Source organism: Cocleimonas flava (genome assembly GCF_004339015.1).
In the GTDB taxonomy this organism is placed as follows: Bacteria; Pseudomonadota; Gammaproteobacteria; order Thiotrichales; family Thiotrichaceae; genus Cocleimonas; species Cocleimonas flava.
In genome coordinates, this window is the sequence record NZ_SMFQ01000005.1 from 636,316 (window position 1) to 654,177 (window position 17,862).

Below are 17,862 nucleotides of genomic sequence, written 5' to 3' on the forward strand. Positions count from 1 at the left end.
GTGGGCATTTGTAACTCTTATTTAACTTATATGTCACCCCCCTACTTTAAGTGGCTTTTTTAAATAAAAATTATGGGGGAAACACATAAGTCGCTTTTCAAACAATTTGGAATTAAGCTTTCAAGATATTCGATATAACATTGAATAACCGCCGAAAAGAAATGAGGTGATAAAGGGGTGATAAAGCGATGAATAAATCAGTTTTAGCTGAAGGTAAAAATGGCTTTTCCATGTTACAAATCGATAACAAATTCGCCACCGCAGTAATCTCTCTGTATGGCGCTCAAGTACTTTCATACAAACCCAAAACGCAAGACGCCAAAGAGCTGTTATTTGTCAGTGATAATGCTTATTTTGAACAAGGTAAAGCCATCAAAGGTGGCATTCCTATCTGTTGGCCGTGGTTTGGAGATGACCCACTCAACTCAGGTCGACCTGCTCATGGTTTTGCCCGAAACACGCTTTGGCAACACGAAAGCACAACGGCAACAAAACAGGGTGAAACTCAAGTTACTTTAAGCTTAAATGATACTGCAACAACTCAAACACTCTGGCCACACGCTTTCAAACTCACACTGATAGTTACCATCGGCAAAACACTGCACTTATCGTTGCAAACAATTAACATGGATAACGAGACGTTTACTATTACCCAGGCACTGCATACATACTTCGCCATTGGTGATATCAAACACACTCGTGTTACCGGTCTGGATAATATTCACTATATTGATAAAACGATTGAATCTGACATACCCATAAAACAGATTGGAGATATCATCGTCGACCAGGAAGTAGATCGTATTTATACCAGTTCACCTTCCACCACAACCTTGGTTGATGAGAAAAACAAACAGCAAATAAGCATTCAATCCAGCGCTAGCAATACCACGGTCGTTTGGAACCCCTGGGCGAACGGAGCGGCCAAAATGGCAGATCTTAACGATGATGGCTATCAATACTTTATTTGTGTTGAGACCGCCAATGCAGCATCCGACACTATCGAGATTGCACCAAATGAATCATTTGAAATTGGGGTTGAATACACCGTAGAACAAATAAATTAGACCATCAAATCAATAGCACCCAGACTATCGAGCCAAAGGGTGCATGATTACTGTTTTAAAGGCTTTAAAGGCCCCCCCCTACTTATAAGGCTTTTTTCTATCGCTTTATTCAAAGGGATGGCCTAGTTATTCTTTTTCATTCTCCCTTGAATGACTTTTTAATCTAGCAATTGAATCCGATTGATCATCAACTTGCGTAATGTGAAATATATGTTAACTCTTTAATAAAAGGCATTATTTTGAATAACGCACTTATGACAAATACAATCTCTTCAACGAGCAAAAAAGATAGTGGACGAAGCATAATGTCTTCTATACTGTATCGTTATGAAGACTTATATGATTCTCAGGAGGTTGTAATGGGACAAGAGCAAGATCCCTTATCTGCATTACTTAACCGCATAAAAAAGCGCGACGAAGCCGCTATGGGAGAGTTATACGATTCTACGGTTAAGCGCGTTTATGGTTTAGCGATCAAAATCGTGATTAAACCCGAGCTAGCCGAAGAAGTAGTTGGCGATGTATTCATGCAAGTATGGAATAAGACCAAGAACTTTGATGGTAAAAAGTCTACACCAATCGCATGGATACTGATGATGTGTCGCAGTCGCGCCTTAGACAAATTACGTCGTGAACGACCACAACTGAACAACAATACATACGAGTTAGATCAAAACCTGACGCCAGATTCCGATACCGTGACACCTTACACAGAGCTACAAGGTATCGATATATCCAGCCGTATTCATGAAGCCTTGCAGCTCTTGAATGAAAAACAGCGACTGGTGATTACTCTGGCTTTTTATGAAGATATGACCCAAACAGAAATCAGTGAATACACGGGCGAACCGATCGGCACCGTAAAGTCGAATATTCGCCGGGCCCAGCTGATTCTAAGAGAAACCTTATCCCGCGATGATTTTGCAACAGGAGGGATTTATGGCAAAGCATGACACTAAAAACAATGTCCTTGATGACGACGTTCTAGAGATGTTGGCTGAGGCACATGAACCTGTCGAAATAGATGATAGCGTTGTATTGCGCATGCGTAATAACCTTATGGCAAATATCACTGGCGATAAATCAGCCGTAGCTGAAACTGTGTCTGATAATAAAGCAGACGCTAGTTTTGATGTAGTCCCCGGTTCTGATACAGAAGGATGGATCGAAGCTTTCCCCGGTGGTAGTTTTAAAGTACTTCATGGAGATGTTAGCAAGCCCGCATCGGTATTGTCTTACCTTATCAAATTAGAGCCTGGCTTTAATATGGATGGCCACGGCCACCCGTTTGATGAAGAAACGCTTATGCTTGAAGGTGATTTAAGTCTGGGAGATATTCATCTCAAAGCCGGTGATTTCCACTTTGCTGCGGCTGGTGCAACACACGGAAAGGTCTATACCAAAAATGGTTGTACCGCGTTTATGCGAGGCGCACTGCCTATCTAAACCAGTTATGTGATGTCCTTTTCACATAACTTCACACAAACCTGACACCAAGCTTTTGCAAGCTGCCTGACTTTTGTCAGGTATACGCGTTATTAATCTGACATACTCTAATTTCACTATTAAAATCAGTATTATATTACTGTAATTCTTAGGGTCATTTAATGCGTTTAATCATTTTTAGCTTATGTTTGGTCTTAGCATCTACGTTACATGCCAACACACTTGAGAGTGGCACCAAAAAACATATTCCGATTTCGATGGGAATTAATCTCAATGAGCCACAAAGTCAGGTAAATACAGTCACGACCGCACAAATCATGGCCGATTTGGCAAAGACATTCCGCCCTTTTGATGAAAGTATTTTTAACCGCGTAAAAGAACGTCTGGAAACCAAAGGCGTTGATGCTGTCGACTTCGTTTCTCAGGACCCTGAAGTAAAAAACATCTTTGTTGATGAATACATTGATCATGAGAATGGGCAGCTATACACCATTAGTCGCGACCTCTCAGATGACCAAAAAGAAAAAGAGGCTTTTTCTCTGAGCCCTTACAAAGAACTGAGTGATTTCAAGATTCGAGGCTTGGTTAATCGCTTCGCTCAAAAAAGGTATCGTAGATTTAGTGAGTTCGGAATAACCGTCAATAAAGACAAAACGGTTATCTTGAAAAAAGGTAGTTACGTTTATACCCGAGGATTGGAATCTGCGATTGTAGGCGATGTCCCTAATGGAGTTTACCCCCTATATTTTAAAGGTGATGTTGAAGTAGATGTCGAAGGCTTTGCGACTGTTGTAGACTGCCCTGAAAAATACACAACTGCGAACAAGTGTTTGGATATTCAAATCCCTGAAACTCCTTCAGTAGACGGCATCAAGCTTACCTTTACTGCAAACAGTGATACCTATTTACGAGATTTTCACTTAATCCTGCCGACGGTTAATCATGAAGATGTGCTCAATGGCAAGATTGTATTTAATCCTGATTACTTAAAATACATTAAGCCTTTCTCTACATTCAGAGTGATGAATATGATGATCTCATCACCCAAAGCACCTTTTGAATGTGTGACCACGTATGTAAAAACTACCGATGTTTATTCATTACCTAAACAGGCATTAGAAGCTGAGTACTTAAGACATCAGGTAAAAATCAGACTATTGGAAATAATCAACCAAGCTGATTTACCGCTTGCCGATAACGAGTCCTTGAAAATCGAAGCACTGCTTAAAAACTTTAAAGAGTTCAGAAATGAAGACAATGAGATCTTCTATACCGAAGATGAAATAGACTTGACAGAACCAATACTGGGTGAATTACTCGCTCAGGATGATTTCCTCAACATCATGACGCTTGAATACAGAATTCAACAGAATAAAGATGCTTTGGAGCCACTCAAAGAGAAACTCGCCGTATTAAGACAGAAGTCACTCGAATACAACTGGAACTATGTCTCACCTAATGAAGACTATGGCAACTGCTTGATGAAATTTGCACGAACCCCAGAAAACAGAGCGCAATTAAACGACCAGTTTTGGGGGAATTCTTATATAACCCCTGAAGAAAGATGGAGAGGCTTACCTTACGAAGTCATTGTGGCATTAATCAATGAAACCAAAGCGAATGTTTGGGTAAACATACCGCACAACGCTTCTATTGATTATGTGACAGAGATGTCCACATACTTTAACGATAATCTAAACAAAGACTCTCAGATCTTTATAGAGTTAAGCAATGAAGTATGGAACGGAGGCTTCGCCAGCCAAAAATACTTCACTGGTCTGGCTAAATACCGCTATGAATATTATGTCACTGAATTTCTGGATCAGTTTGAACACTATTTGAAAACCTCTGATGACAAAGTAGTGACTTATAGAAATCTGAGAAAGAGCTATTTGACCCACTTTAATCGCTATAAAAAAGAGATTACTCAAGAGCTGGACACTTTCAAATCCTGCAAAAAACAGGACGAATTATCAACCTTGGTCAATGGCCTTAGATTTATCAGCGATGGTAAATCCATAAGCGAAATCGAAACATTCATATCAAAAGCATACGACAGTAAAACGTCAATTCTGAATGAGAAAATTGATTATAAGCTCAAAGATACCGGTTTGAATGTCGATAAGATTACACAAGCTTTATCTCACAACGCTAAAGCCTCAGACTGTGAAACTTATGTAGAAAATGACTATCTGGGTAACGATGAATTTATCCAGACAATCAAATATAAAAAGGGTAACTTCTTTGAAAAACTCGCCCGTCAAATCCCGGAAATGAGTGCTTACTGGCTAGGTTATACCGGTGCAGCCAAGGGTAAATTGAAAATTCAGGTTGAAGATAAAGAAGGCAACTACAAAGACACTTTAGTGGATAGATTCAAATACACAAAAGAAAACAAGAACGAATTGCATAGCCCGGATTTGGTGTATCACTATTCTGGTAACGAAATTCGAGACCTGCAAGAGAAGCTGTTCATAGACTTTAAAGAAGGCTGGAATAAAAGAGCCTTGAGCAGAAAACCATTTGATTTCAATATGAACGCTAAAGTCTACGTTTTGAAAAATCTGGATAGAGCCTATCAAACGATGGCACAAATGGCGTATGTGGATAGATTAGACCAGATAGCAAAAATCTGGATTGATTCTGGAATCGATGAAAAGAAACTGATATTCACTTTAGCAACCAAACAAAATAACCCAAACTTAACGCAATCAATGCTGGAGTACGCGGTCAAGAAAAAATCCATCCAACGGGTTGATGCCATTGCTACCCCTGCTTACTTTTTTGGATGCTTTGGTGACCTGAAAGTAAAAGACGAAATCATAAAGCCGTATAAATTTGGCCCATGCAAGGGTATTTCAAAAGGCGTGCTCAATGCCGAAACCCCAGAAGAGATTATTGATATATTAAAAGACCCTAAAAACCCAAAAGGGGTTGAGGCCATAAGAGCAGAGATGATTGCTCACAAAGCTGTCATCAATAAATCTGACAAAAGAATCCAGCTTGTAGCCTACGAAGGTGGCCATCATCTGGCTATTGCCAACCTTGGCAGAAACCAACGAAAGTATTTTGATAGCCACCCAGAGCTGAAGGTCGAAAAATTAGCCTTATTTAAAGACGCGATAGAAAGCATAGGGATGGGAGAAATCACCAAAGACTTGTATAAAGTCTGGTTAGAAGAAGATGGCAAACAATTCAATAACTTTTATATGCCGCAATCGTTTCATGAGTGGGGAAGTTTAGGCCTTAGCCTTAGCCTTTCAGACATGAAAACCCCAAGATATTTGGCAGCAGATGAATATGCTGGTATTTATGAAAAAGTAGAATTAAAACAAACAGAAAAACCTAAGAAACCACAATAATAAAAAAACGCCTATAGGAAGTTAAAAGGTAGTTAAGCTATTAATTTATCGTTAAATTTTTAGTAAGCCCCCCCCTACTTATAGGCGCTTTTTTTGCAATCAAACACATCGCGCCCATTCTCTTCGCGATACACCAAGAAAGTCGTTTTGCTTATATTTGACCTCTTAATACATCAAAACATATTAATTTTTGGTTAAAAATCTATATTTAACATTCAAAATTTCACAGCTATTGAACAAGAATTCAATTGAATTTTCAATCGTTTGCAATAGTTAATTAGAATTATTTATGTAGGTAGATAAAATACACATAAGGATTCTCCTATAAAGTCAACTGTGAAGGCCTCTATTTTGCTACAATACGCCATTGATTTTTATCAATGCGTTGAATTAACTACTGTTCTTTAGGAGCTAGAATAATGTTTATAACGACCAATCCATTCGCACAGTTGAATGCGGAATCCCCTGAAATATTTACCCCCGGCCTTATGCAAGGTTACGTCATTCTGATGATTCTTTTTGTTATCGGTGGGACTTTATTTGATGTTTGGCATAAGAAAAGCGCAAAGTACTTTTTTGAAAATGCGGAGAGAGCAAAAAAGAAAGCAACACGCCAATTAGATAAAGCAGAAAGACGTGAACTTCTAGTAAAAACAATTAAAAATGAAGTACTTACTTCTTCAGAATTTTCTAATCAAAAACGTAGACTTTCACACTTGATGTCAATGTATGGCTTCATTGTTTTTGTTGTAACAACAGCAATCATGATTTTTGGCTATGCAGATGCAGGTAATGACACTCCGGCAATCTGGCCATTACTGTGGCACCTTGGCGCACTTAGTTTAGCAGCCGGCGGTTACTGGTTCTGGTTTGCGATTCGTGTTGATGTTGCTGCAGAAGGCAAGCCATGGAATAAAATTGCACCACGAGCTGATATGTTCATCCTGTCATTGCTTGCGATGAGTACTTTCGCACTACTTTGGTCTATCACTAATGGTCTTGGTATTTTCTTTGTATTATTCATTCTTGCGACAACGATTTTATTCGCTGGTGTAATCTGGTCTAAATTCGCACACATGTTCTTCAAGCCAGCTGCTGCTTATCAAAAGAAACAAGTTTGGGCTGATGGAAGCCGTGAAGGTTTACCGGATATGCCTGACCTTTCTGATCCTGCTGTTCACGAGAAATTCCCTGATATCCCAACATATATGGGTAAAAACCCACCTAATATGGGTGCTGGAATCAGACGCGAACCTGCTCGTCACTATTAATACTGATTCATTAATCGTTCTATAACGTTCAATAATTAGTTAATAACAATTTAAAGAGGATTTATTATGCCAACTTATGTACATATGACCCGCTGTGATGGTTGTGGTGAGTGTGTTGATATTTGTCCATCAGATATCATGCATATCGACACAGATATTAGACGCGCTTATAACATAGAGCCTGATATGTGTTGGGAGTGTTACTCCTGTGTTAAAGCTTGTCCACATAATGCAATTGATGTTCGTGGCTATGCAGACTTTACCCCGCTAGGAAGTTCTGTGCGCGTACGTCGTGACGAAGAGAAAGGTGTTATTGCCTGGAGAATCATCTTCCGTAACGGTCAAAAAGACTGGGATCTTATTGCGCCAATTACAACCAAGCCCTGGGGCTCTGGATATGACGATCTTAGAGCGGTACCAGCTCCTGAAGACAGCATGCGTAATAGTGAATTGCTATATAAAGAACCTAAGTATGTTCGCTTTGATGAAGGTGGATTACACGACCTAAACACCAATAAATTGGTTATGAAAGAAGGAGTGTATTACTAATGGCTTCGTATAAAACAATTGTTGAAGACAATATTGATGTTCTTGTTGTAGGTGCTGGTTTAGGTGGCACAGGTGCTGCTTTTGAAGCGAGATACTGGGGCAAGGACAAAAAAATTATTATTGCTGAAAAAGCAAATATTGACCGTTCTGGTGCTGTAGCACAGGGTCTTTACGCGATTAACTGTTACATGGGAACGCGTTTTGGCGAGAACAACCCGGAAGATCACGTACGCTATGCACGTATGGATTTAATGGGTATGGTTCGTGAAGACTTGCTATTTGATATGGCGCGTCACGTTGACTCGGCTGTTCATCAGTTCGAAGAATGGGGCCTACCCATTATGCGTAACGAAAAGTCTGGTACCTATCAGCGTGAAGGTCGTTGGCAGATTATGATTCACGGCGAGTCATACAAGCCAATCGTTGCTGAAGCTGCAAAGAAATCAGCCGACAAGGTTTACAACCGTGTCTGTGTGACTCATCTACTTATGGATGACAACACTGAAAACCGTGTTGGTGGCGCTGTTGGTTTTAACGTTCGTACTGGTAACTACCACGTATTCAAATCTAAAACGGTTATTGTTGGTGCGGGTGGCGCGTCAAATATCTACAAGCCTCGTTCAGTTGGTGAAGGTGCTGGTCGTGTATGGTACGCACCATGGTCATCAGGTTCTGCTTACGGTCTATTGATCGAAGCCGGCGCAAAGATGACGCAGATGGAAAACAAAATCGTTCTGGCTCGTTTTAAAGATGGCTACGGTCCGGTTGGCGCTTACTTCTTGCACCTTAAGACGTATACGCAAAACGGTAACGGCGAAGAATATGAATCAAAGTGGTTCCCTGCACTATCCAAGATGGTTGGTAAAGAATATCTGGATACTGAAGGACAGCATTTATCTCATAAGCCAATCCCAACCTGTTTACGTAACCACGCATTCATTAATGAAGTTAATGCAGGTCGTGGCCCGATTTACATGGTTACAACAGAAGCATTCCAGGATCCGCATTTAGAAGAAATCGGCTGGCATAACTTCCTCGGCATGACGGTTGGTCAAGCGGTTCTTTGGGCGGCAACTGATGTTGATCCTAAATACGAAAACCCAGAGCTAACAACGTCTGAGCCTTACGTAATGGGTTCTCACGCAACGGGTTGTGGCGCATGGTGTTCAGGCCCTGAAGATATTTCTCCGGATGAGTACTTCTGGGGTTATAACCGTATGACTACGGTACAAGGACTATTCGGTGCAGGTGATGCTGTTGGTGGAACGCCTCATGCATTCTCATCAGGTTCTTTCACTGAAGGTCGTTTGGCTGCTAAAGCCGCTGTTAAGTACATCAATGATGGAAAAGGCGATGGTATCTCTATCAACGATTCTCAAATCGAGAAACGCAAAGAGCAGATTTACCAGCCACTAGAAACCTACAAGATTTATCGCAACCACATTACTGCTGGTACGGTAAACCCTCACTACATCAACCCTAGACAAGGCCTTGACCGTCTACAAAAGTTGATGGATGAGTACTGCGGTGGCGTAACTGTTAGCTATATGACTAACGATAATCTACTCAACATCGGCCTTAAGAAGCTTGGTCTTCTTGCTGAAGATTGGGACGGCGGAATTGCTGCAAAAGATATCCATGAGCTACTGCGCGCATGGGAACTTAAGCACCGCATCCTGACATCTGAAGCAGTTATACAGCACACTCTCTTCCGCGAAGAGACTCGCTGGCCTGGTTACTACTACCGTGGTGACAAGATGAAGCTAGATGATAAAAACTGGCATGTACTAACTGTTTCACGTCGTGATCCTGAAACTGGCGAGTACACACTGGAAAAAGCGCCGCTTTATCATCTAATCGATGAAGCAGACGAAAAGAAGCCAACTAAAAAGAAGAAAGCAGCTGCTTAATTCAATTTAGGAAAACTTCCAGTAAACAAAAATGCCTTACCTACGTAAGGCATTTTTGCGAAAGCAAAACAGCAAAACCACAGAGAGACCACAAAGAATATCTTTTGGTCTTTTTTTATCTTAGAGTAACCCCACTTTATATAAAATAGCGCTAATATAAGTCCCCTTTTTACGGAGAGTAATGTGAACATCCTAGACAAAACTGATGAAGAAATAATTGCAATAGCCGGCCCTTGGTGGGCAAATCTGATTAAATATTCGAATAATAAAAACTACCTGATGTTCATCGAACACTTTGCCAAAGTACTTCGCCCCAGCGCCAATGAAATGGAGCTTGGAAAGCAATTTGCTCGCAGTGATCTGGCACAAAATCTGAGTCCGGAATTTGATATCTTAGGAACGATTCGTCGAGGCGAACACATCACGGTATTATTCAAACAAAGACACAAAAAAATGGAAGGAGAATGGCTTGGCAGAATGGTACTGGGTTATGAAGATGACGAGATTCGTATATTCAGTGTTTCAATTTTCTAATTCGGAAGACATTAACAATAAATCTGGTTTCAAACACGCTAGAACACCCCTCAAACCTGCTTAAACATATTATTAAAGTACGATTAAAATCCTATGAAACATATTATTGAAGAAAATAAACTCGTGGAACTCAACTACGAAGTAGTGGATACGAAGTCTAAAGAGCCTCTGGTTCACATTGAGTACCCTATTGGTTATGTTCATGGGACCAATTCAGTTTTATCTTCTGATGTTACGTCTATTCTAGCGGGACATTCGGTTGGCGACGTTATCGAAGTACCAATAGACACCAAAAAACTCTATGGCGACAGAGACGAATCATTGGTTTTCACTGATCTTATCGAAAATGTGCCAGAGGAATATCGTGAAATTGGCATGACTATCACGATGGAAAATGAAAAAGGCGAAGCCAAGAGCTTCATCGTGACGCGCATGGATGATAAAACACTAACAGTAGACGGCAACAACCCGCTTTGTGGCAGAGATGTCGTGTTCAAACTCAAAGTTCTTTCTATCCGCGAAGCCACTCCAGAAGAAATTGATGTGGGCGGCAAAGTGGATGCCGATCCTGATGTCGATGAACTGCTAAAAAACAGTTAATTAGTTTCATTATTCTGAATAAGTCAGCCCCCCCCTACTCTAGGGGGTTTTTAATGCCTTCTGCACACAGAGCTTGTTGCTAATCCCTAGCCTTTAATCGTTGAATACTTTAAAACAAGCATTCCCACTTGATCTAATTGGTATGTTTTTTGCATATATTAAATAGACCACAAAAAATAAAACTTTCTAAAAATACTAAAGTTATATCAATTCAATAAGTTATAAGTATCTGCTGTTCGTACTGCATATCTTTTTTAGTGCAACGCCCCAAAATACGCACTTAGGATGTGCAATTTCATAGTCGACACTGGTCGTCGTAAAAGGAGGTTACAATGCTAAGATTTACTGATTTTTCAGATTTTTGTGATTTAACTGACGGAGAAATTCAATCCATATCCAGCGGAGCAAACGTTCCCTACATAGAAGCTTGTGCTTTAGCCCACGAAGCCGAAGACAATCCTGAAAGCAGCCGTGCAGTTCTAAAAATGATGCAGCAACATTTAGAACGTGTGGAAAAAAATGCAGATGGGCTTCGCTCTAAAGAAATACACCTGGCAATTAATAACTTTGCAGCCACCCATAAGTTCACATAACGGTATATTGCAATAATCGAGAAAGCGCTGATTTAGTTTTTAAGCCCCACCCCCCTACTTATAGGCACTTTTTTTAGAAAAAGTGCCTATAAGTAGGGGGGTGGCTTTCGTTGCTCGTTAGTCATCACAATTTTATTGAAATGACTATTAACATTACATCGTGTTATGAATTACTCAGAATTCGCAATCAACTGAACATTTCCGCCCGCAGCAGTCGTGTTGATACAAAGATGACGCTCTTGCGCATATAGATAAGGTGATTCAGCTTCATTGATAAAGCGCACAATCGCACCATCGCGATTGGCTAATGCAATCCTGTATTCACGAGCCATTGCAATCTGATCATCATTCGCTGCTGTGAAAGCAAAGTTAGTCAAATCTGAAATTTCTTCCAATTGCTTAGGGCTGATACCTTTTGCATTTAAAATAACGTTTGGATGCTGCGTTAACCAATCCTGTTGTGCTTTATTGAAGTTTTCATTACATACCAATATTGGATTACCGCAATACAAGGCCTGAATTGCTTGCTGGAAAGCCACATCGGCATTTGGTGTCGCTATGATGGTTAAACCACGAGGATTCAAACTGAGTAGATTGTCTTCGCCTGTCGGCCCTGGCAACGAACGCGACTCATGAAGGTCTTGTCTACAGCGATTAATCAATCCTAGGTAGTCCTGCGAAATTTCAGCATCTAACGGTAATAGATGGCCAAACTCTTCAAACGAGCTCTTCAATAATAGTTGAACACTGTTATTCAACTCAGCCGTATCAATAATTTCCGCAGCCACAGATTGCTCAGCGTTTTCAGCAGTATCGATTTCATGCACCAGTCTTTTCAAATAGAAAGGTCCACCTGCTTTAGGACCTGTACCTGATAGGCCTTCTCCGCCAAATGGTTGAGAACCTACGATCGCACCGATTTGGTTACGATTCACATACATATTACCGGCTTTGAGGTTATCAACAATCTGCTGAACACGAGAGTCAATACGCGTGTGTAAACCAAATGTCAGACCAAAGCCTGCATTATTTACAGCGTCTACAACCTCATCTATCTCATCAGCAGAAAAAGTTGCTACGTGTAGCACAGGACCAAATATTTCACGAGAAAGGTCTTGAATACCGTTTACTTTGATCACGGTTGGCGGCACAAAGAATCCAGTTGAGGCGACATCTTTTTCGACATTCGACATTGGCGTTTGCTTTAAGATCGAAGCTTTGTTTTCTTCGATATAATCAGTAATGCCTTTGGCAGCCGTTTCATCGATCACAGGCCCCACATCCACATTTAAATTCCATGGATTGCCCATGCGCAATAAATCCATTGAACCGTAGAGCATTTCCAACGTGTGTTCCGCAATGTCTTCCTGTAAATACAATACGCGCAATGCCGAACAACGCTGACCTGCAGACTGGAATGCAGAAGCGACGATATCTGTAATTGCTTGCTCTGGAAGCGCTGAAGAATCGACGATCATCGCATTCAAACCGCCCGTTTCAGCAATCAATGGCGCACGAACATCGCTCGATTGACTCATACTGCGTTCAATGTGTTTTGCCGTTGCTGTAGAGCCAGTGAAGATCATGCCATTAATATCTGGATGACTACTTAAACCCGCACCGATGACATTACCTTGACCCGGTAAATATTGAAGTATCGCTTCAGGCACACCCGCTTCGTGCAATAGTTGCACCGCCTTATAGGCAATTAACGAGGTTGATTCTGCTGGCTTTACCAAAACTGCATTACCCACCGCAAGCCCTGCACTAAGTTGCCCAGAAAAAATGGCTAGAGGAAAGTTCCACGGCGAAATACACGCCATCACACCACACGCTTGTTTATTAGGCGCGATATGTTCGGCTTGTGCAGCATAATAACGAAGGAAGTCTACGGCTTCGCGTAACTCGGCAATACAATCAACAATCGATTTACCCGCTTCGCGTGATAATAAAGCGAAAAACTCGCCTGCATTTTCTTCATATAAATCAGCGGCTTTATTCAAAATTCGGCCACGCTCGATAACATCTAACTGCTGCCAAGCTGGCTGTGCTTTATGTGCGCTTTCAACAGCGGCATCCAATTGCTCTGCATTTGCATCGGTAATCCAGCCAACCACTTCGCCAGTAGCCGGGTTAAACACGTCGTGTTTAATGTGCGTTGAATTAGCGGCACCTACAACCATTGGTTCTGCAGTCCACTGCACTGTTTTAAACGGTGTTCTCATCGACTCCATTTTCTGAATATCAGCGACATCCAGCCAATCAAACCCTTTTGAATTCACACGCTCAGGCATAAACAACAAATCAGGTTCCGCAACACCCGGTACCGCTTGAGCCAACCATGCTTCAGCTTTTTTGACAGGGTCTGCTGTTACTTCACTTGGTGGAATCTGGTTATCCAACACCTGACTAACAAACGATGCATTTGCGCCGTTTTCTAATAAGCGTCTAACCAGATAAGCGAGTAAATCTTGGTGAACACCAACCGGCGCATAGATTCTACAAGCGAAGTTGTGTTTGTTGCGAACCAACTCGTGTAAAGATTCGCCCATGCCGTGGAGGCGCTGGAATTCGAAGGTGCTCGCTGCATCTTCTTCCTGCTCAGTTAACTTGATAATTGAAGCAATCGTATGCGCATTATGCGTTGCAAACTGAGGGAAAATTCTATCGCGTTGACCCAGTAATTTCTTCGCGCAATACCAGTAAGAAAGGTCACTATTATTCTTACGCGTATATACAGGATACCCCGGTAAACCTAGCTCTTGAGAACGCTTCACTTCACGATCCCAATAAGCGCCTTTCACCAAACGCACCATTAATTTAGTGTCGTATTTTTCGGCAAGTTCGTATAACCAATCAAGCACGTGTGGAGCGCGATAGCCATAAGCTTGAACGACAATACCCAGACCTTCCCAGCCTTGCAGACTTCCGTCTTCAAGCAATGCTTCGATGATATCCAGAGAGATGTCCAGACGCTCTGCTTCTTCCGCATCGATATTGAGACCAATACCTGCTTTTTTAGCTAATAAACACAATGATCTTAGCGATGGATAAAGCGTTTTCATCACATCTTCTTTGTGCAGAGTTTCATAGCGAGGATATAACGCAGAAAGCTTGACTGAGATACCGGGATTCAAACGAACATCCTTACCATTACAATGTTCTACTAACTCTGTAATCGCATCTGCATAGGCAAGGTAATACTTATCCGCATCTTGTAATGTGTAAGCCGCTTCACCCAGCATATCGAACGAGTAACGATAGCCTTTCTTGGTGTAATCAGTACCGTTATCAATAGCAGACTCGATACTTTCACCCAGTACAAACTGTCCACCCATCATTTTCATCATGCGCTTTACGGCAACGCGAATGATCGGCTCACCCGCACGCTTAACGACTTTTTGTAGTGCTGGCATTAATCCGCGCTGATCTGAATCAGACAATACGCTTCCAGTTAACATCAATCCCCAAGTCGATGCATTCACCATCATTGAACTTGAGTGCCCGAGGTGATCACCGAAATTTTGCGGTGCAATTTTATCTTGAATGAGATCGTCCAGCGTTTTGTTGTCTGGTACACGCAAATACGCTTCTGCCATACACATTAACGCTACGCCTTCCTGTGTCGACAAACCATATTCTGCGAGGAAACTTTCCATCAAGCCCGGGTCACCTGATGCACGCAAATCACGCACCCAGGATGCCGCCATATCTACTGTTGATTGGCGTAAAGCCTCATCAATATCAAGATCATCTAGCATCTGTTTAACGACAACGGCTTCATCACCGAGTGTTGCAGCACGTAATGTTTCTCGAATATCTGAAAGTTTACTCATAGTAGTTTCCTGTTTTAAAGATGGCGAAAATGGTGATTGGGTTCATCTACAATCTCAGATTCCTAAGATACTATACTTTAAATAGTCCAATAGACTTATATAGAGCAATAAACTAATCTATGGGAAAGCATAACTACATTTAACGAGTATTTTTAACCATGAAAAAAACCATTGATAGTCTTTTAGACTTCTACGACAAAAAAATACTATCTATTATGGCTGTTGATGGACGTATTAGTGTTGCTGAACTAGCTAACCAGATTGGGCTCAGTAAAACCCCCACACTGAAGCGATTAAGAAAGTTAGAGCAAACCGGTTACATAACGGGGTATCAGGCTCAGCTTGATTATGATTTGCTAGATGAAACGCACGTTGCCTTTATTAACGTCACGCTCAGCGATACGACTGCGGCATCCTTGAAGAAATTCAATACTGCTGTTAAAGAGCTAGTCGCCGTTGAACAATGCAATATGATTGCGGGAAATTTTGATTATCTTTTAAAAGTAAGAACTACTGATATACAAGAATACCGAACGCTTTTAGGTGAGAAGATTGCAGCATTACCATTCGTGTCTCACACTTCAACGTTTGTTTCGATGGAAACAGTCTGCGACAGACAAAAAGTGAATTTATAAAAAACTAAATAAATTGCTAGATTATTCCAAAGCCACCCCCCTACTTTGAGGCCTTTTTTTATACTGCTTAGCAATTATGAGCATGGGTCAGTCAATCACACCATATCTTCAGCGAATTCAAAATGTTACCGTTTTCGGTTTTTCAGTGTGCCTAGTAAATGCACATACGAGGATTAATAAGAGATACCAATAATCAATTTTTCAACGCTTGCATCTAATTTAATTATTGAGTCGTTTATGCTAATGACTAGTCAATCTACATTGATAAACGAAACATAAACAATTTATTTACATTACAAAATTCGAGGCAAACAAAATGAAAACATTATTATTAGCTCTTTCAGTTCCATTTATTCTTAGCGCTTGTTCATCAGGCTCTATTCCTGCAAATAAAGTAAACTATTCAAGCCCGACGACTGTTAACTATGGCTCAGTCAACTCTGAAAGTTTTAGATCCCCAGAAGTGTTATCGACAAGTAGTAATAGAGGCTCTCTAGTGTCATCAAAGCTTAGTGCAAGAAGCGGAAGAGCTAGATAGGAAAGGGGTAGAATTAGAAAGGTGAATTTAATAGCTTAAGGCAGGAAAAACCAATCAATAGCAGAAATAAAAATTGGATGGTAAAGCGTGTTCTCTTCTCCTAATGGCCCCAAAAGGAGAAGAGAAACAATGCCCCAGTATTCGATGAAAAAGACTGTAATTTATGCCACTAATGAACTCAGGGTAGGGTTCACTTAACGTGGCGATAAATTTTGTAGTTAACTACGATTAGAATGTGTAGTTAAAACGAACTTTTGCAGCGTTCAATGTGTCGTTGTCACCAACATTGTCAGCTTTAGAAGTATTCAATGCGAAAGTTACACTAGCATCTTTTAGGTTAAGCAAAGGCATAGTGTAAGCTGCGTATAATGTGTCTACAGATGGATCTGCATCACTACCGGAATCAACTTCTGAATGAAGGTAACCCGCACCAAATGGACCTACTGTGTAGTTCACCGCTAAAGTATCAACTTTATTGTCATTTTCATGCTCACCATGTGCATAACTGACATTTAAATCGCCACTACCAACCTTAAATCCAGCACCGATACCAAAACCGTCGAAATCTACATCATTATCGCTGATGCTTTCGAAACCGGCATGTAATTTAACTTTACCGAAGTTGTAAGTCATCGCAGGACGAATCGCTGTAAACTCATCATCGCCACTTTTGTTAGCCATTACACCTAATTCAAATAGGAACTTGTCTGAGTTACCAACGTGGATTGCTGTGTGTAAAACATCGTCTTTTCTACCACGAGCGATATTCGCCTCGTATACCTGAACGCCACCAACGTTTGCAACTAAGGTATCTTTTCCTAACGGAACCAAGTTGATTGCTTCAAAACGACCGATCTGAACATCCCATGCGTTAGTTTTACCAAACTGGAAATAAAGGTCGTCAACTTCTAGGGCATCATTACCAGGAAAAGTTGTCGTTTCTTGCTCAATTAGTTGGTTTGTATCACCAGGATTAAAAAGTACAAGCGGCTGAGCAACACCTTTACCGAAGAAACCGTTGTCATTTGTTACCATGCCAACTGCGTTTAGTTTGATTCTACCACCATGATCAAAATTGCTATCGTTTTCATCTTCAGATGCAATGATATCTAATTCAACATCACCACCGATGCTAAATGTTTTGTCGGCTGCAAATCCAGTTGTTGCTACACACATTGTGGTCAGGCCACATGCGATTGCCAGGCTTAATTTGTTTTTCATTTCTCTCTTCCTTGTTAGTTTTTCATTTTAAAATTACTTACCCCGAATATGGAAAGTAAGAGTTCTGATTGGTAAAAACGTCTAAAATTAGCGGGAATATTCTTTTTCTAATGCCGTTCAAATGCGGTTAAAAGAGGCCAAATACATAAAAACTTAAATTTCTTAGAAGTGTTTACTAATAGATAAAGCAATTCTAAACATTAAGTTTTAAGAGAAGTGATACTCTGTTGCACAATGCTTCACTTGATTTGTCATATTTCTGAAATATTGAGCTACTAAATTTAATTTTTATTGTGGCTA

13 protein-coding genes are annotated in these 17,862 nt (G+C 40.8%); 11 read left to right on the forward strand and 2 right to left on the reverse strand.

From position 1 onward, the window contains the following. The first annotated feature begins 188 nt into the window (after positions 1 to 188). From EV695_RS19340 to EV695_RS19385, 10 genes are all read left to right on the forward strand, one after another. Entirely contained in the window at positions 189 to 1,067 is an 879-nt protein-coding gene (locus EV695_RS19340) for a D-hexose-6-phosphate mutarotase (RefSeq protein WP_131907648.1), read from the forward strand. A gap of 305 nt (positions 1,068 to 1,372) precedes the next feature. After that, positions 1,373 to 2,020, forward strand: coding sequence for a sigma-70 family RNA polymerase sigma factor (locus EV695_RS19345; RefSeq protein WP_165874763.1), 648 nt, complete (start codon positions 1,373 to 1,375; stop codon positions 2,018 to 2,020). Then, on the forward strand, positions 2,007 to 2,513 hold the full coding sequence (locus EV695_RS19350) for a cupin domain-containing protein (protein ID WP_165874764.1): 507 nt from the start codon (positions 2,007 to 2,009) through the stop codon (positions 2,511 to 2,513). Before EV695_RS19345 ends, EV695_RS19350 begins: the two co-directional genes overlap by 14 nt. A 161-nt stretch (positions 2,514 to 2,674) precedes the next feature. Then, complete coding sequence (locus tag EV695_RS19355) at positions 2,675 to 5,875, forward strand: hypothetical protein (protein ID WP_131907651.1); 3,201 nt, start codon at positions 2,675 to 2,677, stop codon at positions 5,873 to 5,875. Positions 5,876 to 6,294: 419 nt separating this feature from the next. Continuing rightward, the gene (locus EV695_RS19360; RefSeq protein ID WP_207907163.1) at positions 6,295 to 7,146 is read left to right on the forward strand and encodes a hypothetical protein; all 852 of its coding nucleotides are present in this window, start codon (positions 6,295 to 6,297) and stop codon (positions 7,144 to 7,146) included. 66 nt (positions 7,147 to 7,212) lie between these two features. Beyond that, positions 7,213 to 7,695, forward strand: coding sequence for an adenylyl-sulfate reductase subunit beta (aprB, locus tag EV695_RS19365; protein ID WP_131907652.1), 483 nt, complete (start codon positions 7,213 to 7,215; stop codon positions 7,693 to 7,695). Continuing rightward, a complete protein-coding gene (gene aprA, locus EV695_RS19370) occupies positions 7,695 to 9,605 on the forward strand; it encodes an adenylyl-sulfate reductase subunit alpha (RefSeq protein ID WP_131907653.1) in 1,911 nt (636 codons plus the stop codon). Before aprB ends, aprA begins: the two co-directional genes overlap by 1 nt. A gap of 183 nt (positions 9,606 to 9,788) precedes the next feature. Continuing rightward, positions 9,789 to 10,139 (forward strand): hypothetical protein, encoded by a 351-nt coding sequence (locus EV695_RS19375; RefSeq protein WP_131907654.1) that lies wholly within the window; start codon positions 9,789 to 9,791, stop codon positions 10,137 to 10,139. Between the two features lie 93 nt (positions 10,140 to 10,232). Then, a complete protein-coding gene (locus EV695_RS19380; protein WP_131907655.1) occupies positions 10,233 to 10,739 on the forward strand; it encodes an FKBP-type peptidyl-prolyl cis-trans isomerase in 507 nt (168 codons plus the stop codon). 332 nt (positions 10,740 to 11,071) lie between these two features. Further along, a complete protein-coding gene (locus EV695_RS19385; RefSeq protein WP_131907656.1) occupies positions 11,072 to 11,332 on the forward strand; it encodes a hypothetical protein in 261 nt (86 codons plus the stop codon). A 170-nt stretch (positions 11,333 to 11,502) separates the two neighbouring features. Here EV695_RS19385 and putA read toward each other — a convergent pair whose 3' ends face one another. Next, positions 11,503 to 15,168: a bifunctional proline dehydrogenase/L-glutamate gamma-semialdehyde dehydrogenase PutA gene (gene putA, locus EV695_RS19390; RefSeq protein WP_131907657.1), complete on the reverse strand. Its 3,666-nt coding sequence runs from the start codon at positions 15,166 to 15,168 to the stop codon at positions 11,503 to 11,505. A gap of 158 nt (positions 15,169 to 15,326) precedes the next feature. On the opposite strand from putA, the gene EV695_RS19395 reads away from it, so the two are divergent. Further along, positions 15,327 to 15,803, forward strand: a complete 477-nt coding sequence (locus EV695_RS19395) for an Lrp/AsnC ligand binding domain-containing protein (protein WP_131907658.1) — start codon at positions 15,327 to 15,329, stop codon at positions 15,801 to 15,803. Between the two features lie 766 nt (positions 15,804 to 16,569). Here EV695_RS19395 and EV695_RS19400 read toward each other — a convergent pair. Beyond that, on the reverse strand, positions 16,570 to 17,562 hold the full coding sequence (locus tag EV695_RS19400; protein ID WP_131907659.1) for a carbohydrate porin: 993 nt from the start codon (positions 17,560 to 17,562) through the stop codon (positions 16,570 to 16,572). Positions 17,563 to 17,862: the final 300 nt, after the last annotated feature.